Raw genomic sequence first — 22,975 nt, 5'->3', positions numbered from 1 at the left:
TGGTTTACTCCAGCAACTCGGTACGACGGGGCGCTCAGGATAAAGGCTGCCGTCGCATGCGTCAGCCAAAGGCGTGAGAATCTCGCAACAATGAGGAATGTTTTTTCACGACCGCAGTCGGAGTTCTGTACCACGACATCAACGGAGGTTCACCCATGAACAGCAAAACCCTCATCGCCGTCCTGGCCATTGCCGCTGGCGTTGCCGGTATCAGCCCTATCGTTCAAGCGGATGACCCACCGCAAAAAACCGTCCAGCCCGGGGTCGACAACTCTCGCGAGCTAGTCGTCGGCGACCGCGCCCCGGACGTTTACCAACGCAGCGAAAAAGCCCTGAAAAACTGGAAGCAAAAAGGCCTGAAAGCACCGAAGTCTCAGGCGCAGTGGGTGCAGATCAACGACAAGTACATGATGGTGATGATTTCCAACGGGACGATTGTGGATGTCACGCCGGTGGAGCGGTAAACCGTCGAATGGCTATTCGCTGTGAGCGTGTACGGGGCTTTCAGTGCCCAACCGATACTGATTATTCCCACTGCGCTTAGCCTCATACATCGCCAGGTCCGCAATATGAATCAACCGGTCCATGCTCGGCGCATGGTCCGGGAATACCGCGACGCCAAGGCTGGTGCCGATGTGCCGTTGGTCATTGCCAATGGTCACCGGCGGCGACAGTTCGACGAATATTTTCTGGCAGATGCTGCGGGCTTCGTCCTGCAGGCTGTTGCCTTGGGGCAGGCCTTGAAGGATGACCACAAACTCGTCGCCACCGATTCGGGCGACGGTATCGGTTGAACGCAGGATTCTCTTCAGTCGCGTGGCGGTGGTGATCAGTACCCGGTCACCGGCCGCGTGGCCGTAATGGTCGTTGATTGCCTTGAAACCGTTGAGATCGACGAACACCAGCGCAACCCTCGTGGCGCTGACACGTGCCTGTTCCAGCGCTTCGGACAGACGCTCTTCGAGCACCAGTCGATTGGGCAGACCCGTCAGCGGGTCAAAGTGGGCGAGGTGCTGCAGGTAGCTGGCGGAGGCTTTTTCCTCGGTAATGTCGCGTACCACGCCCATCATCTTGATCGTTGCATCGTGGTCGTTCTTGACCACGTTGCCCGTCTCGCGCAACCAGCGGAGGGTGCCGTCGGGCCAGATGACCCGATATTCCTCGTCATGGTTTTCCCCGGTCTCCAGGCATCGCAGCTCACCGGCCCGAACCTTGGCCCGATCATCCGGATGAACACAGGAGCAAAATAAAGCGTAGGAGGGCGTTACTTCACCGATCTTGAAGCCGAACATGCCGTAGATCGCTTCCGACCAGTAAAGCTTGTCGGTGTCGACATCCCAGTCCCATGTACCGATGCGGGCGAAGTATTGGCTGCGTTTGAAGCGTTCGGCGTCGCCTTCCGGCCGGATATTTTGCCCCTCGGTCAGGCTGGCGATCAGCTCGCGATACTCGTCAAGCTGCTTTTGCAGCGAGCGCTCGCGACAGATCAGCGCGACGATCAAGGCCAGCAACACCGAGGCGATGGCTGCGCTGGTCCAGACCACATTCATTCAGGGGTTGCCATCGGGGCGCATCAGCCGTATCGGGAGAGGTGTGTCTATGTTAGTTCACACAGCCCTCAAATGATCAGCCTCTATTGCGTCACGCTTACAACACCTCACCTTTGTCCCATAGATGCACCAGTTCCCCGGGTGCCTGATCTTCTGGCACCTTCATCACCATTCGGTCGTCCTGTTCGCCGCTGCGGTAACGCAGTTCTATTTGATAGAAGCGCTGATCGCCGCGGCCGGAGGATGAACTCGTCAGGAGCAGGCAACCCTCAAGCAACGAGCAGATGCGGATACGCTGGTCGACATCGCATTGGGCGAATTCGATCTCGCGCGGGCGGGTCAAGGAGTGGATCGCCGCCACGCCGCCCTGGCGGGAGACACGTACCACAGCGTTGTCGTCCAGTGTTGGCAGGGTTTTCATTGCTCCTCCAGCGTCAGGTCGACGCCCACTTCAGACCAGCCACGGTGCACAGCCTTGGCTTCCTGCTCGCCAAACCCTTGGCGGGCATGTTCGACGGTCAGTTTCGCGAAGGCACTGAATGACGCCTCGCTGCTCAGTCGTTTGTCGCACAGCGTGTCGTACCAGATGCGGCCGGCTTTCTCCCAGGCAAAACCGCCCAGCGCCGTGGCTGCCAGATAAAACGCGCGGTTGGGAATGCCCGAGTTGATGTGTACACCACCATTATCCTCCTGGGTGATCACGAACTTGCGCATATGGTCCGGTTGCGGGTCCTTGCCGAGCAGCGGGTCGTCATACGCCGTGCCCGGATGGGCCATTGAGCGTAAGCCGATGCCTTTGATCCGTGGTGTCAGCAGGTCCGCACCGATCAGCCAGTCAGCCTGTTCGGCGGTTTGCCCCAGCACGTGTTGCTTGATCAGCACGCCGAACACGTCGGACAGCGATTCGTTCAGCGCCCCGGACTGGTTGGCGTACACCAGGCCGGCTTCGCTTTCGATCACACCGTGCGTCAATTCGTGGCCGATCACATCCAGAGAGCGGGTGAAGCGCTCGAAGATTTCGCCATCGCCGTCACCAAAGACCATTTGCGCGCCGTTCCAAAACGCGTTTTCGTAGTCCTGGCCGTAATGCACGCTGCCGATCAGCGCAAACCCCTTGTTGTCGATGGAGTGGCGACCCAGCACCTTCCAGAAGAAATCATAGCTGGCACCCAGTGCGTCGTAGGCTTCGTCGACCGCCGGATCGCCGGTTGCCGCCTGGCCTTCAAGCCGCACGGGCATGCCAGGCAGGAGCATTTTGCCTTGGACATCGTGAATGCTGCGCTTTGCCACGCCGGGTTGCCCGGCCAGCGGCAGGATCGCCTTGGCGGGTGGTCGCGAGGGCGGGCCGGGATTGTGTCGCAGGCGGCGGACATGGGTCAGCGTGGTCTGGGCGCTGGAGCGCTGGCGTTCGGAGCCATGGGCGATGATACGGTTGAGAATGTAGGGGGGGATGAAACTGAACAGCGGTGATGTGTCGGTCATCAGAGCATCCTTTCCTGAGTACGAAGTTGTTATTCATGTGAGCCGGTTGGCGGCCTTTCGGTTCCGTGGATTGCCTTCAGCGCCGGTTTCTGCGAAAACCTCCGTCCGCGCCCAAACCACCGGGCGATCGTGAGCGAGTACGAACCATGAATGACGAATTACAAATCATCGACCTTGAACCGGGCAACGGCAAAGCCGCCGTCAAAGGCGCGCTGATCACCACCCAATACCGTGGCTGGCTGGAAGACGGCACCGAATTCGATTCTTCCTACAGCCGGGGCAAGCCTTTTCAGTGCGTGATTGGCACCGGTCGGGTAATCAAGGGTTGGGACCACGGGATTATCGGCATGCAGGTTGGCGGCAAGCGCAAGTTGCTGGTGCCGGCGCATCTGGCTTATGGCGAGCGGACCATGGGCAAGATTACGCCGAACTCGAATCTGATCTTTGAGATTGAATTGCTGGAAGTGCTGACGCGGGATGATTGATTTGTTGGGTGTGGATTGAAATGGCGAACCCCGCCATCTCTGTTAGAAGAAATGGTGGGGGTTTTTATGTGTGGGGAGGGTGATTTCTGGTTTTGATTTAGCGAGTCAGGTGTACATTTCAATATCGTCGAGCGTGTCAGCCACTGTGGCTTCAAGTGCAGGGAATTTTCCTTTTACGGTATTAAGGGCGGGTATCACGGCTTGCATTTCAAGCTCACCGAATCTGCGGGCTACATGGCCGAGTGCGGTGATTGCTGCCGCAGCCACCGACTGAGTGCCACTCTCGAGATGTTTCAGGCAAATGGTCTGAGCCCAGACACTGTCTTGCTCATTTAATCCGATGGAAATCAGCGCGGTGATAATGTTCTTTTCTAAGCCGCTATCAAAGAGACCGACTGCTTCGTCATGGCTAATCGACGGATCGTGGTAGATAAGACTCACTGTTTAGCTCCCAGGATGTTTCCCTTGATGTCGGCTTTTTTTGCCTTGATTAATACATTTTTCATATCTTGATGGAGTTTATTCCATGTTCTGACATGTCCGTGGTAGTCGTCCCCTCCCGTATGATCAAAGACGACAAACTCGTTGGTTTTGGGATCAATACCAATCCGGCGTTCCGATGTAGGTTTTACCTGTAGCGAATTATCCAAAGCTTCCTGGCCATTCGCGGGACCCTTACTTTTAACTGGTGTATCGGTCTTTCCATGGTACCTGGCAGCATCGAATCGCAGGGAAAAGACAATGTAAAGAGGCTTGATGCCGGAATCAGCCGGAAAAACAAGTATGAAGTCCTTGTACTCAGGCGGGTAGATCGGGTTAACAATGATGCTGTCAGCCGCTGGTGTTGGCGGATAAATCCAAATGTGCGGGGCTTGTGGGGCACCTTCTAGCGGTGGGATTCCCGAATGGCGGGACGGGTCAATGGCTGGCGTCCATATCAACGTTGTCCCATTGCCGAAGTCAGCCACTTGCTGAGTGCCTTGAGTTACGAACTGCACTACAGGAATCATTTCCCAATCGCTGCGCTTCTGGGTGTTGTATCCGTATCCCTTCAAGGAGCCATCGGTCTGTTGTTCGATATGCAGTCGGACACGTGTACGGCCTTCCTTTATCGACTTGAGCTGTTCTTCGGTATTACAGGGAACTGTCACCCAGATTTGACGGCCAGAGCAGTGCAACCATTCCCGCCAATGCGCCAGCAGCAACACCTCCCGTTACTACGCCTGCACCACCAACAGTACTTGTGCCAGCACCAACCCCTCCTAAGAGAAGCGTTCCCAATGCAGCAGGTAACGCGTTACCACTGATTTTTTTGAGAGGGATGTTTCCCGCTGAATCCCTTTCGCGACCACCCAGCAGGGAGAATTTTCCGTAATCGGCCAGTTTCTCGGTTGGGACAAACCCGGCTGGGTTGTCGTGATTGATTACGCCGTCCGGGAGGTTGCAGCTTTTGGCGAACACGCACCCGCTGGAGCCGGGAGGGTCCTGTTGTTGAGGTTTTCTGACGAAGCGGTCTTCATATGCCTGTTGTCGGGCCAGCATGTCGTCGTAGGATTTTTGTCTGGCGTCCCGCTCTGCTAATTCAGTGGCGGTCATGTAGCGGCTGGTTATGTGGTGTCCGTCCCCTGACGGTGGGTTTTGCACCCGCGGTATGTCTTTATGGCGAGCCATGAGCGTCCTTTCAAGTTCCAGCGTGAGGCTGGGGCTACGGGACATTACAGGCGGGCTCCAACGCTGGCTGTAGGACATGTCCTAGTTGCCATGTTCCAGTTTCCTCTGACTTTGTCATTGCCGAAATAAGGGGGCAGGGAGTTATGGGCATGCAGGTTGGCGGCAAGCGCAAGTTGCTGCACTTCGTTTATGGCGTGCTCAAGTCGGGCCAACCCTATGACCCGAAACTAGCGCTTGCCCGGTGAGGGTCAAGACGGTATCTACGGATAGTGTTATGGCTTAATTTACCGGCATTGGCGCTTGTCCCCTCGCCACGGTTCATTGGCTATTGCAGCGGATCGATGTTATCCAGCGCCTAAACCAGCGACTTTTGAATTTGATGATCAAATGTATCCAGAAAATCGTTCATGCCGATTTCTCCGAGATCTACAGCTTTAGCGCCGCCGGCCGCAATAAAGGTGACATCGGTGATACCCAGGACATTCAGGATCAGTTTCAAATATTGGGTCGCAATGTCACGGTCTCTAATCGGGGAGTCATTGGTGTATATACCTCCCGAAGCGAGCAGCACCGTTGCCTTTTTACCGGTCACAAGCCCTTTACCATCAAAGCCCAAGGTCAGGCCTTTACGTACCACGTGATCCACCCACGCCTTGAGCGCCGCAGGGACGTTGTAGTTGTAGACCGGCGTTGAAATAACCACGTGATCGGTTTCCAGCAACTCGGCCGCAAGCTCATTGGATAGCTGTAACACGGCTTTCATTTCCGGCGAATGCTGGGTTTGCGGGGTGAAATAAGCCTGTAACCAGGGAGCCGTCACGAACGTAAGCGAAGTGTCCGTTAGATCCCGTATTTTGATGGCGCCCCCAGGGTGTGCAGCTTCCCACGCGGCCAAAAATCGGCGAGTGAGCTGCCGGGAGATTGAAGCATCCCCACGTGAGCTGGTTTCAATGCTGAGAAGCCTGGACATGGATGTAACTCCTGCGCGGTGACGCGGCGATAGGTTTTGCGTTGTCGCTTTCGGCGATGTGCGACACACTCTACCCAATGCGAACTATATGCAGGAGTGATGTAAATATGATTGAGTTCATCTGTTTTAGTGATGGGTCATGATCGGAAATCTCAGCCTGGATCAGTTGCGGATCCTGGTAACCATTGCTGATACAGGCAGTTTCTCGGCGACGGGACGTCACCTGCGGCGTGCTCAATCTGCCATTAGCCAGTCGATTGCCACACTTGAGTCAATTCAAGGTGTGAGGTTGTTTGATCGCAGCGGCCATCGTCCAACGCTCACTGAGGTAGGTAGAGTGCTAGTGGTCCAAGCGCGCGCAGTGCTGGCAAGCGCTGCCCAGTTTGAAGCAATGGCCGCAAGTACGGCAGCCGGGGTTGAGCCGGAGTTGGCTCTCGCCATAGACCCTTTAGTCCCTAGCGCGCCGCTCATCGAAAGCCTGCGCGCTCTCCGTGAGGCTTTTCCGCATCTGGCAGTGAGTTTTTCTACCGAAGGCTTAGGCGGCGCAGAGCGCCGATTGCGCAATGGAGATGCGGCACTGGCGCTATGCACATTGATTCCGACAGTGCCCGACGATGTCAGCGCACTGCCGCTGCTCAGCGTCGACTTGAGGCCAGTAGTAGCCAGCGGACATCCTTTGGCTATGTTAGGCCGTCGGGCGACAAGTGCAGACCTCAAGCCTTATGTGCAACTGGTACTTTCCGATCCGGTTTCTCCCGACGGCCCTAGCTATGGGGTGACGGGCAGTCACCAGTGGCGGTTTGTAGATTTGGCACGGCGGCTGGATTTTTTGCTCGCCGGGTTCGGTTGGTGTCGAATGCCAGAGCATCTGATTGCGGATCATCTGGCGTCAGGACGCTTAATACCGCTTGAGTTAACCGCCGAACTTCAGCGCACACCAGACACACTTACGATCTACGCAGCGCACATGCAAAATCGCTCTTTAGGGAAAGCAGGTCGATGGCTTCTGAATGATCTGACCCGTCGTCTGTGCATGTGATGATACGAAGACGCCTAACCTAAGACTGAAAGATGTCCCTGTAGGCATAAAGCCCCGGTGTTCCACCCGTCATCACGAACAGCACATTGTCCCCGGAACGGTAACGTCCTTGCCTGAGATCGGCCAACAGCCCGGCAAACGCTTTGCCGGAGTAGACCGGGTCGATCAACAGGCCCTCGGCGCGAGCCATCAGGCGCACTGCTTCCTGCATGGCTGGCGTCGGCAGACCGTAACCGTCACCCAACTGACTGCCGTCAATGGCGATCTCTTCAGCCTGAACGACGGCGCTGCTGCCCAACAGCGCCAGTGCGTCCTGGGTCAATTGTCGGGTTCTGGCCGCTGATGTGTCTTGATCGGACAAAACCGAATAGGACTTGACGATCGAGGTGCCTCGACCCAGCAACTGGAAGCCGGCCGCGAGTCCGGCGTGGGTGCCGGCGCTGCCGTTGGGCACTACGACTTGATTGAAGGTGAGGCCGAGCTCCGTCTCTTGCTGTGCGATTTCCGCTGCGCAGCGCGCATAACCGAGACTGCCCAACGGCGTTGAACCACCGGTGGGAATCACCAGAACGTTGCGCCCCGAATCCCGAAGTTGCGTGGCCCGTGTTTCGGCCGCGGCGAGTGAGTTGCTGCCCTCGGCAAGCACCTGTAGCTGTGCGCCGAACAACTGGTCGAGCAGAACGTTGCCGTTGAGTTCGTAATCCACATCGTTTTTGGGCACCGCGCGGGTCAGGATCAGTTCACAGGCCAGGCCCAGGCGGGCACACACTGCGGCGGTCAGGCGTGCATGGTTGGACTGAATGCCGCCCACGGTGATCACCGTGTCGACTTCGGCCGCCAGCGCTGCACCGATATGGAATTCGAGTTTGCGCAGTTTGTTACCGCCACCGCCAATCAGCATATGATCGTCGCGTTTGAGAAACAGGCCGATTCCCTGCGGCTTCAAGCCCAGCAGTTGTTCGAGGCGTTCGGCGCGCTGAATGGGCGTGGGGCCTTGCAGGAGGTCTGCTCGCGCAAAAGAACTCAGTGACGTGTCCAGTAAGGTTTGCATCGATGGAGCCTCGTTGTTCACCTTTAATAATGTGACTCTAGGGAGAACGACCCTCGTGATAAACGCATTGCCGGTTATTACTCCTTTAACCTGATGTATTTAATCAAGCGTTCCGTTTCCTCCTTTCACAAGGCATGGTCATGAGCAAACTCAGGCAAATGGAAGTTTTCGTCGCCGTGGTCGAGGCGGGCAGCTTTGCCGATGCGGCCAGTGACATCGGGATGTCGGCGGTCATGGTTGGACGGCATATCCAGAGCCTGGAGAAAACCCTCAATACCAAACTGATTCAGCGCACTACCCGACGGCAATCCATCACTGGGGAGGGGCGGTTGTTTTATGAAGAAGCCAAGCGGGCACTGGAGCAGGTGAAGTACGCGTTCAGCCGGGTGGAGGCGTCGAGCCCGGAGCCCAGCGGCCTGTTGCGAATCACCGCGCCGATGACCCTCGGTGTGTCATTGGTCGGTCCTCTGGTGTCCGAGTTCATGCAGTGTTATCCGCAGATCCAGGTCGAGCTGATACTGAGCAACGAAGTGGTGGACCTGTACGAGACGTCATTCGATCTGGCGTTCAGGATTTCCGAACTGATCGGCGTGAATCTGCTGGCCAAGCCATTGCCACCGTATCGAATGGTGATCTGCGCATCGCCCCGGTATCTGGAAAAATGGCAGGAACCCCAATCCCCCGAAGACCTGCACCGACACAGAATCCTCACCCACACGTCCTGGAACAACCGTTTTGCCTGGCCTTTGAAAGACGGCGCCAGCGAGATTCCCTGGCCCGAAGGCGCGGTGCTGAAAAGCAATGACGGCCAAGTGCTGCTGCAGGCGGCCGTGGCCGGAGAGGGCATTTTGATGCAGCCCGATTTCCTGGTGTCGGCGGCCTTGGACAATGGCGAACTCGTGCGGATCCTGGACGCCTATGCGCCCCCGCCGAAGCCGGTACAGATGGTGTATCCACGCTCGCGAAAATCTCTGCCCAAGTTGAAAGCCTTTATCGATTTTGTTGCGCAGCGACTGGCGTGACCGTTGCGGAAGCGGATTTTTCAGGCGGGTTTCGAATTGCTGGAGCAGGTCACGGCCAACGGTATTGCTCATGGCTACAGCTGTTATCCGGTGGATCGGGATGGCAATGCCTCCATGATTCACGAAGGCAACGTCTGGACGCTGATCGGTCTTACGGCAAATCGCTAAACAGCGGAATACGCCCGTTCAGCGAAGGCCGGTAATGCCAGGTCAGGCGATCCAAAGCAGGCTTCATTGCCAGAATCTCCCTCAACGTGGCGCTGGCAATACTCAACGCCAACAACTGCCCCGGACATTGATGCCGCCCCGCACCAAAACTGAAACTACGCCGGTCTGGACGATCCAGAAGAAAGACGTCGGGATGGTCATTGAGCCGCGGATCACGATTGGCCGAAGCCAGCAGCACCAGAATCACGTCGCCGGGGTTCAGGCTTACCCCCTCGATTTCACAAGGCGCAGCGACAAACCGGCGGGTGTGCGGCACCGACGGATCGAAGCGCTGAACTTCAGCAATCAAGTCGCCAACGGATGTCGACTCGCTGTGCAGTGACGGGTTTCGAATTAACGCCAACAGCGCATTGCCGATCAGCCCGGCGGTGGCCTCATAGGTCTGGGAAAACAACCCGATCAGGTTGGCGATCAACGTTTCAGCGTCGCCAGAGGTTGCCGCGAAGCGCTGGCGGATCCCGGCGAGCAGGGTGCTCTGATTGTTCGGGTCATCCAGCAGCTCAACGAAATAGCCGCTCAAGTGTTCAGCCGCAACGTGCGCCGCCCCCAGTTGCGCTTGATCGCTCAGGGGCGACAGGCACGCGACGAAGTCCCCGGTCAGCTCGCTAATCGCCCGGTTCTGAGCCGGAGAGAACCCCAGCAATGCAGCCACCACGCACACCGGCCCGCGGAACATCGCCTTGTACAACCCGTCGGCGCCCGGAGTGATCAGGCGAGCGCCGACCAGCGCATTAACTTCATCGACATCAATCAACGCCAATCCCGGTTTAATTGCCGACCTCGGGCAACGCTGCCGTTCGCCCTCATTCATCCGCATCAACTGACCAAAGACCTTGCCGGCCATCCCGCCAACAATCGCCTTGGGCACCGGTTCGTGTGACGGCCGAACATGGCAGTCAGGGTGCGCCAGCACGGCCGCAACCGCTCGGGCGCTACTCGCCACCCACACATTCAGTCCTTGGTGTAAAGCCAGCCCGCCGTCCGCGCGCAGTTCAGCGTAATAGGGATAAGGATCGGCATGAGTCGCAGCGATGATCGGGTCCATGGGTCGCAGCCTTGTTCGTGGTTGGAAAAGTGTTGCTACTATCTCCAGTCCGAAAAGGCCTTGATTCGTCCGGGAGCGAAATATGAACGTAGAACAGCACGACATTGGCGTCTCTCACGTGGCTGCAGCCATCGCGGAACCGGCCCGGACGAAAATCCTCTGTTCGCTGATGGACGGCCACGCCCGCACCAGCACTGAGTTGGCGGCGATTGCCGAAGTCAGCGCCTCCACCGCCAGCGCGCACCTGGCCAAACTCAAGGAATTGGCGCTGGTGCGGCTGCACGTGCAGGGCCGACATCGCTATTACAGCCTGGCGGACAAGCGCGTCGCCCAGGCGCTGGAAGCGTTGATGGTGATCGGCCAAAACGTTGCGCCGACCTTCAATTCGCGCACCCCGGATCGCCTGCAATTTGCCCGCACGTGCTACGACCACATGGCCGGTACGTTGGCGGTGGTGCTGCATGACCGGATGATCGAAGCGGGGTGGCTGCTGGAAACCGATGAACAGGTCTATCAGCTGAGCGACAGTGGTGAGGCGTTGTTTGAAGGGTTAGGTATCGAGGTCAAGGATTTGAGCACGCTGCGTCGCCGCTTCGCCTGCCCATGCCTGGACTGGAGCATGCGCCGCCCGCATCTGGGTGGATCGCTGGGGGCGGCGCTGCTGCAAATGGCGGTCCGGCGCAAATGGGTGACTCAGGATCTGGACAGCCGCGCGTTGGCGTTGACGGCGCTGGGCCGCAAGGAGATCAACGTACAGTTTGGTCTGACGCTGCCGGTGTCGACCGGCCCATCTATCAAATCCTCGAATCAACCTCAATATGTATCCGTTAATAATTGAAATATAATTTTATTAATTATCTGAGTGTGTAACCGCTATCGACGACCCAGTCCTGGCCAAAGACGTTACGTGCGCCGTTGCCGAGCTGAAACAGGATCACATCGGCGACGGCGCCCGCTTCAAGAAATTGACCATCGAGCAACCGCAGGTTCACTGCGTTGGCAACTTCGTTCAGCTCTTCATTCTTCAATCCCAGCGTCGACCAGATAGGCGTAGCGGTGGGACCAGGGGACACGGTGTTGATGCGAATGCCGAGGGGAGCCAGCTCCACCGCGAGGGTGCGCGTATGGGCAATCAATGCGGCCTTTGACGCGATATAGGCGGCCAGCCCGGGAAAGGTCACTTGCGCCAGAAAGGTCCCGATAAACACGACCGAGGTGGATTCCGCCAAGTGCCCGCGCAGGCTGGCGAGTGTATTGATCGCCCCCGCGCCGTTGACTGCCCACTGCCGGTCAAATGCCGACACATCAAGGCCATCAGCCAGTTCCGCGATGCCTGCATTCGGCACCAGGTAACTCACTGGGCCGATGGTTGAAGCCTGCTTTGCCAACCGAGCCAGATCAGCCGGTTGAGTGACATCGCCGGCCACCCACGACAAACGTGTCGAAAAGCGCTCGGCCAATTCCCCCAGTCCGCCGATCTGGCGTGACATTGCCAATACTTGGGCGCCTTGGGACAGCAGTCGTTCGGTTACTGCCAGGCCGATACCTGAACTTGCTCCGGTGACGACGGCCAGACGATCCTGGAAAACAGTGTGCATGGGGCATTCCTTTTTTCTGAAATTAGCCGGATCGACATCAGTCGATGACGGGATAACGTTTGAAAAGCGGAATGTTTGCAGTCAAGTTTCGGGCCAGGTGCAAGCGCTGCGTAAACAGGGCGTTTGAAAGATAGTGTGGTTATTTTGACTAGTTGCAGGCGATGTCGTTATGACCGCAAATGTTGTCATTAGGACTCTAATGAAAAACCCCGCCCGGTTCTGCTCCTTAGCGACTGGCCGAGGCCATCAGCACGCCGAAACCGGCGAAAGTCACGCCCGAGACTTTCGCCGCCAGCCAGGAACCCTTCGGGCTCGACAACCAGCCTTTGGCGGCATTGGCGAGCAAGGCATAGCTGCCATGCACGAGGATCACCAGTACGCCATAGGAGGCGACCAGTTTGAAAAACTGGGTGGAGAAGTGTGCTGAGGTGTCGATGAATTGCGGGAACACCGCCAGAAAGAAAAACACGGCCTTGGGGTTCAAAAATTGCATCGAAGCCGCTTCAAGGAAGCGGTAGCCCGGTTTTGAGGGGCGCGTTTCAAGTCGCGTGCTGAAACCTGCCGAGCACCAGCTTTTGTAACCCAGGTACAACAAATAGGCGGCACCTGCGTATTTCAACGCGGTAAAGGCGTTGGCGGAGGTGCTGAGGATCAGGCCGACACTGGTGGCGCTGATGGCGGCGACGATAAACGCTCCCGACGCGATCCCCAAAATGCCCGGCACTGCTCCGGTCCAGCCATGGCGCACCGCGTTGGACAGGGTCAGGACCACGCCAGGTCCCGGACTCAAAATGGTCAGGGTGGCAAATAGTAGAAAGAGTCCGTAGCTGTTCATGTCTTGCTCCGTCAGGTGGCGCTGGCTGCGTGCGAGCAGATTGGCGTGACGACGTGGGCGTGACAAACGCTTTAATTGCGCTGCATATGTGACTAAATTAGACGCATGATAAATCCACTACCGCCGCTTAATGCTGTTCGCGCCTTCGCTGTTGCTGCTCGCCATCAGAGTTTCAGCCTGGCGGCCGAAGAGCTGCATGTCAGTCACAGTGCCGTCAGCCGGCACATCAAATTGCTGGAGGAACACGTGGGTGTGCTGCTGTTCGAGCGGCGTGTCCGTCAATCGGTGCTGACGCCGGCCGGTCAGCGCTTTTATGAGCAGGTCAGTGCCGGGCTGGCGCAGATCGCCAGCGCCGCGGCTGAACTCAAGCAGCACGCCTCGCTGCCGACCGTGAATATCAATGTCCGCCCATCCTTTGCGATGCTGTGGCTAGCGCCCAGGCTGGAGGATTTCATTGCGCAGCACCCGGACATCAAGCCGCAAGTGATGACCCAAACCCAGGCACCGGATCATTCGCGCGATGGGTTCGACATCGTCATTCGCCGTGGTCGTGACGACTGGGCACCGGCAATTGAGGCGCGAGCCCTCTTTGAAGACGAACTGTTGCTGGTCGCGGCACCCTCGCTGATCGAGCGTCTGGCCCTTGAAGACCTCGCGTCCCTGAGCCGGCACACGTTACTGACCGTCAAGGCGCGTCGCGAAGATTGGCACAACTGGGCCCTGCATTTTGGTCAAGGCCAGTCCGCCACTCAGGTCACCCAGCAGTTTGACCACATGCACCGGGTGCTTGAGGCCGCCGTGGAAGGGCAGGGCATTGCCTTGTGCCCGACCTCTTTGCTGGGCACCCACCTTTCGAGCGGTCGCCTGATCTGCCCGCTGCCCGAGTTGCGAATGCCGTTGCCGCGTTATTACTACGGTGTCGCGCCCGACGTGACGGTGCAGACACGAGTGTTTGTGGAGTGGTTGTTTGCCCGGATCGAAGAGGATGCCGGTCAGGTGGGGCAATTGATCGCAGGGTGATTCGCCTGCAAGTGACCGGCGCTGAAAAACGACCGGCCAACAAAAAGCCCACCCGACGCATTCGCGAGGGGTGGGCTTTTTTAGTGCCTGAAGCGCTGGATCAAACCTTGACGATCCAACCCGCTGGCGCTTCGATGTCGCCGGTCTGCACGCCAGTCAGCTCTTTGTAGAGCTTCTGGGTGATCGGGCCGACTTCGGTTTCGCTGTGGAACACGTGCAGTTTGTCGTTGTAGCTGATGCCGCCGATCGGGGTGATCACGGCCGCAGTACCGCAAGCGCCGGCTTCTTTGAAGTCGGACAGCTTGTCGATGAACACGTCACCTTCGATCACTTCCAGGCCCAAACGCGATTTTGCCAGCTCGATCAACGACAGACGGGTAATGCCCGGCAGCACCGAAGGGGACTTCGGCGTGACGAACTTGTTGTCGTCGGTGATACCGAAGAAGTTGGCCGAGCCGACTTCTTCGATTTTCGAGTGGGTCATCGGGTCCAGGTAGATGCAGTCGGCGAAGTGCGCTTTCTTGGCTTGGGAGCCCGGCATCAGGCTGGCGGCGTAGTTACCACCGACCTTGGCTGCACCGGTGCCTTGTGGGGCGGCGCGGTCGTAGCTGGAGATCAGGAAGTTGTGCGGGGTCAGGCCGCCCTTGAAGTAGGCGCCGACCGGGATGCAGAAGATCGAGAAGATGAACTCGGGGGCGGTGCGCACGCCGATGTTGTCACCCACGCCGATCACGAACGGGCGCAGATACAGCGCACCGCCGGTGCCGTAAGGCGGGATGAAACGCTCGTTAGCGCGGACCACTTCCTTGCAGGCTTCGATGAATTGCTCGGTGGACACGTGTGGCATCAGCAGGCGCGCGCAGCTGCGTTGCATGCGGGCGGCGTTCTGATCCGGGCGGAACAGGTTGATCGAACCGTCCTTGCAACGATAGGCCTTCAGGCCCTCGAAGCATTGCTGGCCATAGTGAAGGGCAGTGGAGCCTTCGCTGATGTGCAGCACATTGTCTTCGGTCAGGGTGCCTTTGTCCCACTCGCCATTACGCCAGTGCGACAGATAGCGCTTGTCTGTCTTGATGTAGTCAAAACCCAACTTGTCCCAATTGATGCTTTCGTTACCCATGACACCCTCTATCACTTAACAACCGCCGAAACGGTTCAAGGCTTCTGACGTTTTTCTGGATGGGGACAACAATACTTCATTCCGGGCCTGTTTCGCAGCCCAAATACGTTGATCGTTCCTACGCTCTGCGTGGGAATGCCTCAATGGACGCTCTGCGTCCGCTGTTGGAACGCGGAGCGTCCCGGGCTGCATTCCCACGCAGAGCGTGGGAACGATCAGCGGTGTAGTGGTTACAGGTGCAACGCGTGGCCCAAAGCTCGCAGCGCCGCTTCCTGGACAGCTTCGCCCAAGGTCGGATGCGCATGGATCGTGCCGGCGATGTCTTCCAGCCGGGCGCCCATTTCCAGGCTCTGGCCGAACGCTGTCGACAATTCCGAAACGCCCACACCCACTGCTTGCCAGCCGACAATCACATGATTATCGCGACGAGCCACGACCCGCACGAAGCCGCTTTTCGACTCCAGAGTCATCGCCCGGCCATTGGCGGCGAACGGGAAGCTGGAAACGATGCAGTCCAGACCCGCCGCCTTGACGTCGTCCGGTGTCTTGCCGACCACCACCAGTTCCGGGTCGGTAAAGCACACGGCGGCGATGGCGGTCGGGTTGAACTCACGGGATTTACCGCTGATCAGTTCGGCAACCATCTCGCCCTGAGCCATGGCCCGGTGCGCGAGCATCGGTTCGCCACTGAGGTCGCCGATGGCATACACGTTGCGCATGCTGGTCTGGCAGCGGTTGTCGATCTTGATCGCCGAACCGTTCATGTCCAGGTTCAGCGCTTCGAGGTTCCAGCCCTGAGTGTTCGGTTTGCGGCCGACGGCCACCAGTACCTGATCGGTTTCCACGTTCAGCGTGTCACCGTTCGGGTCACGAACTTGCAGGATATTTCCTTGTGAATCAAAAGCTTCGACGCTGTGCTTCAAGTAAAGCTTTACGCCAAGTTTTTTAAGTTCGTCGTGCACAGGCTGGGTCAGTTCGGCGTCGTAGGCCGGCAGGATGCGATCCTGAGCCTCGACCACGCTGACGTCGGCGCCGAGTTTGCGATAGGCAATCCCCAGTTCCAGACCGATATAACCGCCGCCAACCACGACCAGCCGTTTTGGCACGGAGGTCGGTGCCAGGGCTTCGGTGGAGGAGATGATCGGGCCGCCAATCGGCAGCATCGGCAGGTTCACGCTTTTTGAACCGGTGGCCAGCACCAGGTGCTCACACTGAATGCGCGTGTCGCCGACGTCGACGGTTTTACCGTCGATGACGTTGGCCCAGCCTTGAATGACCTGGACTTTGTTCTTTTTCAGCAGCGCCGAGACGCCGGTGGTCAGGCGATCAACAATGCCGTCCTTCCACTCGACGCTCTTGCTGATGTCGAGCGTCGGCGCGGAAACGCTGATTCCCAGGGCCGAGTGTTGGCTGTGATGCTGCGTCTGGTGGAACTGTTCGGCGACGTGGATCAACGCCTTGGACGGAATGCAGCCGATGTTCAGGCACGTGCCGCCTAGTGATTCGCCTTCAACCAGAATGGTCGAAATGCCCAGTTGACCGGCACGGATCGCCGTCACATAACCGCCGGGGCCGCCGCCGATGATCAGCAGCGTGGTGTTCAAAGTCTGTTGCATGACCTACTCCACAAACAAAGTAGCGGGTTGTTCGAGCAAGCCACGGATGGCCTGGATGAATTGCGCCGCGTCCATGCCATCGACCACGCGGTGATCGAAGGAGCTGGAGAGGTTCATCATCTTGCGAATCACGATCTGGCCTTTGACGACCATCGGGCGTTCGACGATTTTGTTGACGCCGACGATTGCAACTTCCGGCAGGTTCAACACTGGCGTGCTGACGATGCCGCCCAACGCGCCGAGGCTGGTGAGGGTGATGGTCGAGCCGGAGAGCTCATCGCGGCTGGCCTTGCCATTGCGGGCAGCGGTGGCCAGACGGGAGATTTCGGCGGCGCTGTCCCACAGGCTGCGGGTTTCGGCGTGACGGACCACCGGCACCATCAAACCGATGTCGGCTTGCGTGGCGACGCCCACATGCACCGCGCCGAGGCGAGTGATGACCTGGGCTTCGTCGTCGTAACGGGCGTTGATCTGCGGGAAGTCCCGAAGCGCAACGACCAGTGCGCGAACCAGGAACGGCAGCAAGGTCAGTTTTCCGCGTGTAGTGCCGTGTTTTTCGTTCAGGTGAGCGCGCAGTTCTTCCACGGCGGTGACGTCGATTTCTTCGACGTAACTGAAGTGTGCGGCGCGCTGAGTGGCGTCCTGCATGCGCTGGGCAATCTTGCGGCGCATGCCGATAACCGGGATTTGTTCTTCGTCGTTACGTTGGGCGTAAGCGACAGCGACGGTGGATTGCGTCTGCTGACCCTGTGCCAGATAAGCGTCCAGATCTTCGTGCAGAACGCGACCGGCAGGGCCGGTGCCACGCACCAGCCGCAACTGGATGCCGAGGTCCAGCGCATGCTTACGCACGGCCGGGGAGGCCAGCGGACGCTCATCGGCTTCGCGAGCGACCATCGGGCCTTGGCACACGGCAGCTCGTGGCGCTGCTGCAGCAACCGGTTTGCTTTCAGCAGCGGCTGCAACTTTTGGCGCCGCAACCGGTGCTTCTTTCACAGTAGCGGCCGCCGACTGAGCCGACTCTTTAACGTTGCCCGCGCCTTCGACTTCAATGCTGATCAGGATGCTGCCGACGGCCATGACTTCGCCCGGTACTCCGCCCAGCGCAATCACCTTGCCGTGGACCGGCGACGGGATGTCGACCATCGCCTTGTCGGTCATCACATCGGCCAATACCTGATCTTCGACGACCATGTCGCCGACCTTGACGTGCCATACCGACAATTCAACTTCTGCAATGCCTTCGCCAATGTCCGGCATTTTAATAACGTGCGTGCCCATTCAGACCTCCATAACCCGATGCAAAGCCGCGCCCACTCGGGTCGGGCCAGGGAAATACGCCCACTCTTGTGCGTGCGGGTAGGGAGTGTCCCAACCGGTGACGCGCTCGATAGGCGCTTCCAGGTAGTGGAAGCAATGCTCTTGCACCAGGGCGACCAGTTCGGCGCCGAAACCGCAAGTGCGGGTCGCTTCGTGAACGATCACGCAACGACCGGTTTTCTTCACCGACTTGACGATGGTGTCCAGGTCCAGCGGCCACAGGCTGCGCAGGTCGATGACTTCAGCGTCTATCCCGGTTTCTTCGGCAGCGACTTGCGACACGTAAACCGTGGTGCCGTAAGTCAGGATGGTCACGTCCTTGCCCGGACGCGCGATGGCGGCGACGTCCAGCGGCACGGTGTAGTAACCGTCCGGCACTTGCGCGGCCGGGTGTTTCGACCATGGGGTTACCGGACGGTCGTGATGGCCGTCGAACGGGCCGTTGTACAGGCGTTTTGGCTCAAGGAAGATCACCGGGTCATCGTTTTCGATGGAGGCGATCAGCAAGCCTTTGGCATCGTAAGGGTTGGACGGCATGACCGTGCGCAGACCGCAGACCTGAGTGAACATCGCCTCAATACTTTGGCTGTGGGTCTGGCCGCCGTAGATGCCGCCGCCGCAAGGCATGCGCAGGGTCATCGGCGCGGTGAACTCGCCGGCCGAGCGATAACGCAGGCGGGCAGCTTCGGAAATGATCTGGTCCGACGCCGGGTACACGTAATCGGCGAACTGGATCTCGGCCACCGGGCGCAGACCGTAGGCGCCCATACCGACTGCGACGCCGACGATGCCGCTTTCGGAAATCGGCGCATCGAACACCCGGGAGGTGCCGTACTTGTTCTGCAGGCCTTCGGTGCAACGGAACACGCCGCCGAAGTAGCCGACGTCCTGGCCGAAGACCACGACATTGTCGTCACGCTCAAGCATCACGTCCATGGCCGAGCGCAGGGCCTGGATCATGGTCATGGTGGTTGTAGTCATGGCGGTTTCCAACTCGATATTAGTGTTGTGGTCGTTCATGTCAGATCCCCAACTCTTGACGCTGGCGCTTCAAGTGCTCCGGCATCTCTTTATAGACGTCTTCGAACATCGTCGCGGCGCTTGGAATCTGGCCACCGGCGAGGGTGCCGTACTGCTCGGCTTCTTTCTGCGCGGCAATGACTTCGGCTTCCAGCTCGGCGCTGACGGCAACGTGTTCCTCTTCGGACCACTGGCCGATTTTCACCAGGTGCTGCTTGAGGCGCGCAATCGGGTCGCCCAACGGGAAGTAGCTCCAGTCGTCGGCAGGACGGTATTTGGAAGGATCATCAGAGGTGGAGTGCGGACCGGCGCGGTAGGTGACCCACTCGAGCATGGTCGGGCCGAGGTTGCGGCGTGCACGTTCGGCGGCCCACGCAGAGGCGGCGTAGACCGCGACAAAATCGTTGCCATCGACCCGCAGGGAGGCGATGCCGCAACCAACGCCACGACCGGCGAATGTGGTGGCTTCACCACCGGCAATCGCCTGGAACGTGGAGATCGCCCACTGGTTGTTGACGACGTTGAGGATCACCGGCGCACGGTAAACGTGGGCGAAGGTGAGGGCGGTGTGGAAGTCGGATTCAGCGGTGGCGCCGTCGCCGATCCAGGCCGAGGCGATTTTGGTGTCGCCCTTGATCGCCGAGGCCATGCCCCAGCCCACGCCCTGCACGAATTGAGTGGCGAGGTTGCCGGAAATGGTGAAGAAACCGTGGTCTTTTACCGAATACATGATCGGCAACTGACGGCCCTTGAGCGGATCGCGCTCGTTGGACAGCAGTTGGCAGATCAGGTCAACCAGTGGCACTTCGCGCGCCATCAGAATGCTTTGCTGGCGATAAGTCGGGAAGCACATGTCGTCAATGTTCAAGGCCAGGGCCTGGGCGCTGCCGATGGCTTCTTCGCCAAGGCTTTGCATGTAGAACGACATTTTTTTCTGACGCTGGGCGACGACCATGCGGTTGTCGAAGATCCGCGTCTTGAGCATGGCGCGCATGCCTTTACGCAGGATCTCCACCGGCACGCCTTCAGCCCACGGACCGAGGGCATTGCCCTCATCGTCGAGCACGCGAATCAGGCCCTTGGCCAGATCAGCCGTGTCAGCCGGTTCAACGTCGATTGGAGGTTTGCGCACCGTGCCGGCGTCGGTCAGACGCAGGTAGGAGAAGTCGGTTTTGCAGCCAGGACGGCCCGAAGGTTCGGGAACGTGCAGATGCAGCGGTTCGTACGCTTGGTTCATGGCTTCTACGCTCGATCTTGTGAATTTCTTGTAGTGAGCTGACCGTCCTTCCACGGATGGTGGAAATCTTGTCCTACAAACATCATAGGCCCGGCGAAGAAGAATATTTCTCTCTGTTTCGTTGCGTTGGCGCTCATTTGAGGATAAAAAATCTGCACAAACATAAAAAGCAGGTGGTTTTGTCTCATGCGCAAACTGGACCGTACCGATATCGGCATTTTGAACAGCCTTCAGGAGAACGCGCGCATCACCAACGCCGACCTCGCACGCTCGGTCAACCTGTCGCCGACGCCGTGTTTCAATCGGGTCAAGGCGATGGAAGAATTGGGGCTGATTCGTGAGCAAGTGACCTTGCTGGATGCGGATCTGCTGGGGCTGCACGTGAATGTGTTCATTCACGTCAGCCTGGAGAAACAGGTGGAAGAAGCGTTGCAGCATTTCGAAGAGGCGATCTCGGATCGCCCGGAAGTGATGGAATGCTATTTGATGGCCGGCGACCCGGATTACTTGATCCGCGTGCTGGTGCCGACCATTCAGTCGCTGGAGCGCTTCATGATGGACTTCCTCACCAAAGTCCCCGGCGTCGCCAACATCCGCTCGAGCTTTGCGCTCAAACAGGTGCGCTATAAAACCGCGCTGCCATTGCCGGCTAACGGCCTGACCCTCGCCTAGGGCAGATCGGACTCAGAGTTTATTCAGGGGGATTTTCAGGTACGTGACGCCGTTGTCCTCGGCCGGCGGCAAATTCCCCGCCCGCACATTCACCTGAATCGCTGGCAGCAACAATGTCGGCATGCCCAACCCCGCATCGCGCTGGGTGCGCATGGCGACGAACGCGGTTTCGTCGATGCCATCATGCATGTGAATGTTGCTTTTGCGCTGTTCGCCCACCGTGCTCATGCACTGCGGTTCACGACCCTCAGGCGGGTAATCATGGCAGACATAGAGTCGCACGCTGGCAGGGAAGGCCAGCAGTTTGCGAATCGAAGCAAACATCTGGTTGGCGTTGCCGCCAGGAAAGTCGCAGCGCGCGGTGCCCACGTCCGGCATGAACAGCGTATCGCCCACCAGAATCACATCGCTGTCGATCAGATAGGCCATGTCCGCTGGCGTGTGGCCGGGAACATGCAGGGCCGTAGCCTTGAGGTTGCCGATCCGGAACGATTCGTCCGGCGCGAACAGATGGTCGAACTGTGAACCGTCACTGCGAAATTCCGGCTCAAGATTGAACAAGGTCTTGAACACGCCCTGAACCTTGCTGATCGACTGACCAATCGCAATCTTGCCACCCAGTTCCCGACGCAGATACGGTGCGGCGGAGAGGTGATCGGCATGGGCGTGGGTTTCCAGCAGCCATTGCACCTGCAGCTGATGTTGGCGAACGAAGGCGATTATCTTGTCGGCCTGGACGGTGGAGGTTCGCCCGGCGGCGGGGTCGTAGTCGAGCACCGGGTCGACGATGGCGCAGTGCCCGCTATCGTGCTCGTAGATGACGTAGCTGAAGGTCGACGAGGCAGGGTCTAAAAAAGCTTCAATCAAGGCGGGCATGGTGGCCGTTTCTTTCTGGACAAGCCTTGAGGGTAGTTTCATTTTCCCTGCGCTGACCAGCCCGCATCTATTCAATTAATGAAAAAAGCTGTGCGGGCTCTATCCTGTCAGTCATCGATACCGGGCGCTCCCGGCTTTTTTTTGCAGATCACGAGTGGTTTATGTTGCTGGCAAGTTTTTTTGGCGTGGTGATGGGGCTTGTGCTGGGTTTGACCGGTGCCGGCGGCGGCATTCTTGCGGTGCCGGCTCTGGTGCTGGGGCTGGGTTTGACCATGACCCAGGCCGCGCCCGTCGCACTGTTTGCGGTGGGCAGTGCGGCGGCCGTCGGTGCCATCGACGGCTTGCGCCATGGTCTGGTGCGCTATCGCGCAGCGTTGCTGATCGCATTGTTGGGGGCGATTTTTTCGCCGGTGGGCATCTTCTTCGCTCATCAGTTATCAGAAAAAATCCTGATGATTCTGTTCAGCCTGCTGATGGTCATGGTGGCCTGGCGGATGCTGCGACGTGAGCGTCAGGACGAAGGGCCGAGCGACCATGGCCATGCCAACTGGGGCCAGAAGAACTGCATGCTCGATCAGCAGACCGGGCGTTTTTCCTGGACCGCCAAATGCACCGCGACCCTCGCGGCACTGGGCGCAGTGACCGGAGTGGTCTCCGGGCTGCTCGGGGTGGGCGGCGGCTTCCTGATCGTCCCGGCGTTCAAGCAGCTGACCGATGTGCAGATGCGCGGAATCGTCGCCACGTCGTTGATGGTGATCAGCCTGATTTCCGCCATCGGCGTGATCGGCGCGTTTCAGGCCGGGGTGCGAATCGACGGTCTGGGCGTGGCATTCATCGTCGCCAGCATCGTCGGCATGATCATTGGCCGAAAGCTTTGCGCACGAGTACCGGCCCGGGCCTTGCAAATCGGCTTTGCCAGTATCTGCGTCGTGGTTGCCGCTTACATGCTGTTTAGAGCAGTCGTCTAGGCGGCACTTGTCCCTGTGGACGCCAGTGTGTTCCATCGGCGTACACCCTAAGTTCCGGGCCGTGCCGACACGTGGTCTTACACCGAACTTGCCGCGCGCTACCGACCAATCCAAAGCACCTGAAAACCGCCTCCAAGGCAGCGTATGACG

At 58.7% G+C, this 22,975-nt stretch carries 23 protein-coding genes and 2 pseudogenes; 9 read left to right on the top strand and 16 right to left on the bottom strand.

The window, feature by feature from the left end; all coding sequences use genetic code 11:
* Positions 1-155: 155 nt before the first annotated feature.
* Entirely contained in the window at positions 156-464 is a 309-nt protein-coding gene (locus FQ185_RS01390) for an RcnB family protein (RefSeq protein ID WP_149415885.1), read from the top strand.
* Between the two features lie 12 nt (positions 465-476).
* Here the strand turns inward: FQ185_RS01390 and FQ185_RS01385 are convergent, their stop codons facing one another.
* The 3 genes from FQ185_RS01385 to FQ185_RS01375 all read right to left on the bottom strand — a co-directional run bounded on the left by FQ185_RS01385 (position 477) and on the right by FQ185_RS01375 (position 3,032).
* Positions 477-1,550 carry a sensor domain-containing diguanylate cyclase gene (locus tag FQ185_RS01385; RefSeq protein WP_149415884.1) on the bottom strand — a complete coding sequence of 358 codons (1,074 nt, stop codon included), beginning with the start codon at positions 1,548-1,550 and terminating at the stop codon, positions 477-479.
* A 97-nt stretch (positions 1,551-1,647) separates the two neighbouring features.
* A complete protein-coding gene (locus FQ185_RS01380; protein ID WP_149415883.1) occupies positions 1,648-1,971 on the bottom strand; it encodes a protealysin inhibitor emfourin in 324 nt (107 codons plus the stop codon).
* Entirely contained in the window at positions 1,968-3,032 is a 1,065-nt protein-coding gene (locus FQ185_RS01375) for a M4 family metallopeptidase (protein WP_149415882.1), read from the bottom strand. Before FQ185_RS01375 ends, FQ185_RS01380 begins: the two co-directional genes overlap by 4 nt.
* Positions 3,033-3,178: 146 nt before the next feature.
* On the opposite strand from FQ185_RS01375, the gene FQ185_RS01370 reads away from it, so the two are divergent.
* Positions 3,179-3,517 (top strand): FKBP-type peptidyl-prolyl cis-trans isomerase, encoded by a 339-nt coding sequence (locus FQ185_RS01370; RefSeq protein ID WP_149415881.1) that lies wholly within the window; start codon positions 3,179-3,181, stop codon positions 3,515-3,517.
* Positions 3,518-3,622: 105 nt separating this feature from the next.
* On the opposite strand, the gene FQ185_RS01365 is transcribed toward FQ185_RS01370, so the two are convergent.
* The 3 genes and pseudogenes from FQ185_RS01365 to FQ185_RS01355 all read right to left on the bottom strand — a co-directional run bounded on the left by FQ185_RS01365 (position 3,623) and on the right by FQ185_RS01355 (position 6,158).
* The gene (locus FQ185_RS01365; RefSeq protein WP_149415880.1) at positions 3,623-3,958 is read right to left on the bottom strand and encodes a hypothetical protein; all 336 of its coding nucleotides are present in this window, start codon (positions 3,956-3,958) and stop codon (positions 3,623-3,625) included.
* A pseudogene (locus tag FQ185_RS01360) lies at positions 3,955-5,188 on the bottom strand (S-type pyocin domain-containing protein). The gene FQ185_RS01365 and the pseudogene FQ185_RS01360 overlap by 4 nt, the downstream one beginning before the upstream one ends.
* A 355-nt stretch (positions 5,189-5,543) precedes the next feature.
* On the bottom strand, positions 5,544-6,158 hold the full coding sequence (locus FQ185_RS01355) for an FMN-dependent NADH-azoreductase (RefSeq protein ID WP_149415879.1): 615 nt from the start codon (positions 6,156-6,158) through the stop codon (positions 5,544-5,546).
* 139 nt (positions 6,159-6,297) lie between these two features.
* Between FQ185_RS01355 and FQ185_RS01350 the strand changes: the two genes are divergently transcribed.
* Positions 6,298-7,197: a LysR family transcriptional regulator gene (locus FQ185_RS01350; RefSeq protein ID WP_149415878.1), complete on the top strand. Its 900-nt coding sequence runs from the start codon at positions 6,298-6,300 to the stop codon at positions 7,195-7,197.
* Between the two features lie 19 nt (positions 7,198-7,216).
* Here FQ185_RS01350 and FQ185_RS01345 read toward each other — a convergent pair whose 3' ends face one another.
* Complete coding sequence (locus FQ185_RS01345; protein WP_149415877.1) at positions 7,217-8,248, bottom strand: D-cysteine desulfhydrase family protein; 1,032 nt, start codon at positions 8,246-8,248, stop codon at positions 7,217-7,219.
* Positions 8,249-8,388: 140 nt separating this feature from the next.
* Between FQ185_RS01345 and FQ185_RS01340 the strand changes: the two genes are divergently transcribed.
* Together FQ185_RS01340 and FQ185_RS30120 are read left to right on the top strand one after the other, a co-directional pair.
* Positions 8,389-9,270, top strand: coding sequence for a LysR substrate-binding domain-containing protein (locus tag FQ185_RS01340; RefSeq protein WP_149415876.1), 882 nt, complete (start codon positions 8,389-8,391; stop codon positions 9,268-9,270).
* A 36-nt stretch (positions 9,271-9,306) separates the two neighbouring features.
* Positions 9,307-9,417: pseudogene (locus FQ185_RS30120) on the top strand (MEKHLA domain-containing protein); the annotation flags it as partial.
* Positions 9,418-9,421: 4 nt separating this feature from the next.
* Here FQ185_RS30120 and FQ185_RS01335 read toward each other — a convergent pair.
* Positions 9,422-10,543 carry a cytochrome P450 gene (locus tag FQ185_RS01335; RefSeq protein WP_149415875.1) on the bottom strand — a complete coding sequence of 374 codons (1,122 nt, stop codon included), beginning with the start codon at positions 10,541-10,543 and terminating at the stop codon, positions 9,422-9,424.
* Positions 10,544-10,625: 82 nt separating this feature from the next.
* Here FQ185_RS01335 and FQ185_RS01330 point away from each other — a divergent pair, with 82 nt between their 5' ends.
* The gene (locus tag FQ185_RS01330; RefSeq protein ID WP_149415874.1) at positions 10,626-11,381 is read left to right on the top strand and encodes a helix-turn-helix transcriptional regulator; all 756 of its coding nucleotides are present in this window, start codon (positions 10,626-10,628) and stop codon (positions 11,379-11,381) included.
* A 16-nt stretch (positions 11,382-11,397) separates the two neighbouring features.
* Here FQ185_RS01330 and FQ185_RS01325 read toward each other — a convergent pair whose 3' ends face one another.
* Positions 11,398-12,141 carry an SDR family NAD(P)-dependent oxidoreductase gene (locus tag FQ185_RS01325; RefSeq protein ID WP_149415873.1) on the bottom strand — a complete coding sequence of 248 codons (744 nt, stop codon included), beginning with the start codon at positions 12,139-12,141 and terminating at the stop codon, positions 11,398-11,400.
* Positions 12,142-12,367: 226 nt separating this feature from the next.
* The gene (locus tag FQ185_RS01320) at positions 12,368-12,976 is read right to left on the bottom strand and encodes a LysE family translocator (RefSeq protein ID WP_149415872.1); all 609 of its coding nucleotides are present in this window, start codon (positions 12,974-12,976) and stop codon (positions 12,368-12,370) included.
* A gap of 105 nt (positions 12,977-13,081) precedes the next feature.
* Between FQ185_RS01320 and FQ185_RS01315 the strand changes: the two genes are divergently transcribed.
* Positions 13,082-13,996, top strand: a complete 915-nt coding sequence (locus tag FQ185_RS01315; protein ID WP_149415871.1) for a LysR substrate-binding domain-containing protein — start codon at positions 13,082-13,084, stop codon at positions 13,994-13,996.
* Between the two features lie 100 nt (positions 13,997-14,096).
* Here FQ185_RS01315 and FQ185_RS01310 read toward each other — a convergent pair whose 3' ends face one another.
* The 5 genes from FQ185_RS01310 to FQ185_RS01290 form a co-directional block, all read right to left on the bottom strand.
* Entirely contained in the window at positions 14,097-15,116 is a 1,020-nt protein-coding gene (locus FQ185_RS01310) for a branched-chain amino acid aminotransferase (protein ID WP_149415870.1), read from the bottom strand.
* 230 nt (positions 15,117-15,346) lie between these two features.
* Positions 15,347-16,732: a dihydrolipoyl dehydrogenase gene (gene lpdA, locus FQ185_RS01305; protein ID WP_149415869.1), complete on the bottom strand. Its 1,386-nt coding sequence runs from the start codon at positions 16,730-16,732 to the stop codon at positions 15,347-15,349.
* Positions 16,733-16,735: 3 nt separating this feature from the next.
* Complete coding sequence (locus FQ185_RS01300; RefSeq protein WP_149415868.1) at positions 16,736-18,013, bottom strand: dihydrolipoamide acetyltransferase family protein; 1,278 nt, start codon at positions 18,011-18,013, stop codon at positions 16,736-16,738.
* A complete protein-coding gene (locus tag FQ185_RS01295) occupies positions 18,014-19,072 on the bottom strand; it encodes an alpha-ketoacid dehydrogenase subunit beta (protein ID WP_149415867.1) in 1,059 nt (352 codons plus the stop codon). It abuts the gene before it with no gap.
* Position 19,073: 1 nt separating this feature from the next.
* Positions 19,074-20,309 (bottom strand): 3-methyl-2-oxobutanoate dehydrogenase (2-methylpropanoyl-transferring) subunit alpha, encoded by a 1,236-nt coding sequence (locus FQ185_RS01290; RefSeq protein WP_149415866.1) that lies wholly within the window; start codon positions 20,307-20,309, stop codon positions 19,074-19,076.
* Positions 20,310-20,495: 186 nt separating this feature from the next.
* On the opposite strand from FQ185_RS01290, the gene bkdR reads away from it, so the two are divergent.
* Complete coding sequence (gene bkdR, locus FQ185_RS01285; protein ID WP_008149727.1) at positions 20,496-20,981, top strand: Bkd operon transcriptional regulator BkdR; 486 nt, start codon at positions 20,496-20,498, stop codon at positions 20,979-20,981.
* A gap of 12 nt (positions 20,982-20,993) precedes the next feature.
* On the opposite strand, the gene FQ185_RS01280 is transcribed toward bkdR, so the two are convergent.
* Positions 20,994-21,857, bottom strand: coding sequence for an MBL fold metallo-hydrolase (locus FQ185_RS01280; RefSeq protein WP_149415865.1), 864 nt, complete (start codon positions 21,855-21,857; stop codon positions 20,994-20,996).
* A gap of 161 nt (positions 21,858-22,018) precedes the next feature.
* Between FQ185_RS01280 and FQ185_RS01275 the strand changes: the two genes are divergently transcribed.
* The gene (locus FQ185_RS01275; protein WP_149415864.1) at positions 22,019-22,825 is read left to right on the top strand and encodes a sulfite exporter TauE/SafE family protein; all 807 of its coding nucleotides are present in this window, start codon (positions 22,019-22,021) and stop codon (positions 22,823-22,825) included.
* Positions 22,826-22,975: the final 150 nt, after the last annotated feature.

The organism is Pseudomonas sp. ANT_H12B (genome assembly GCF_008369325.1).
Classification (GTDB): domain Bacteria; phylum Pseudomonadota; class Gammaproteobacteria; order Pseudomonadales; family Pseudomonadaceae; genus Aquipseudomonas.
The sequence above is the reverse complement of the archived record's forward strand: the minus strand, read 5'-3'. Positions and strand labels throughout refer to the sequence as shown.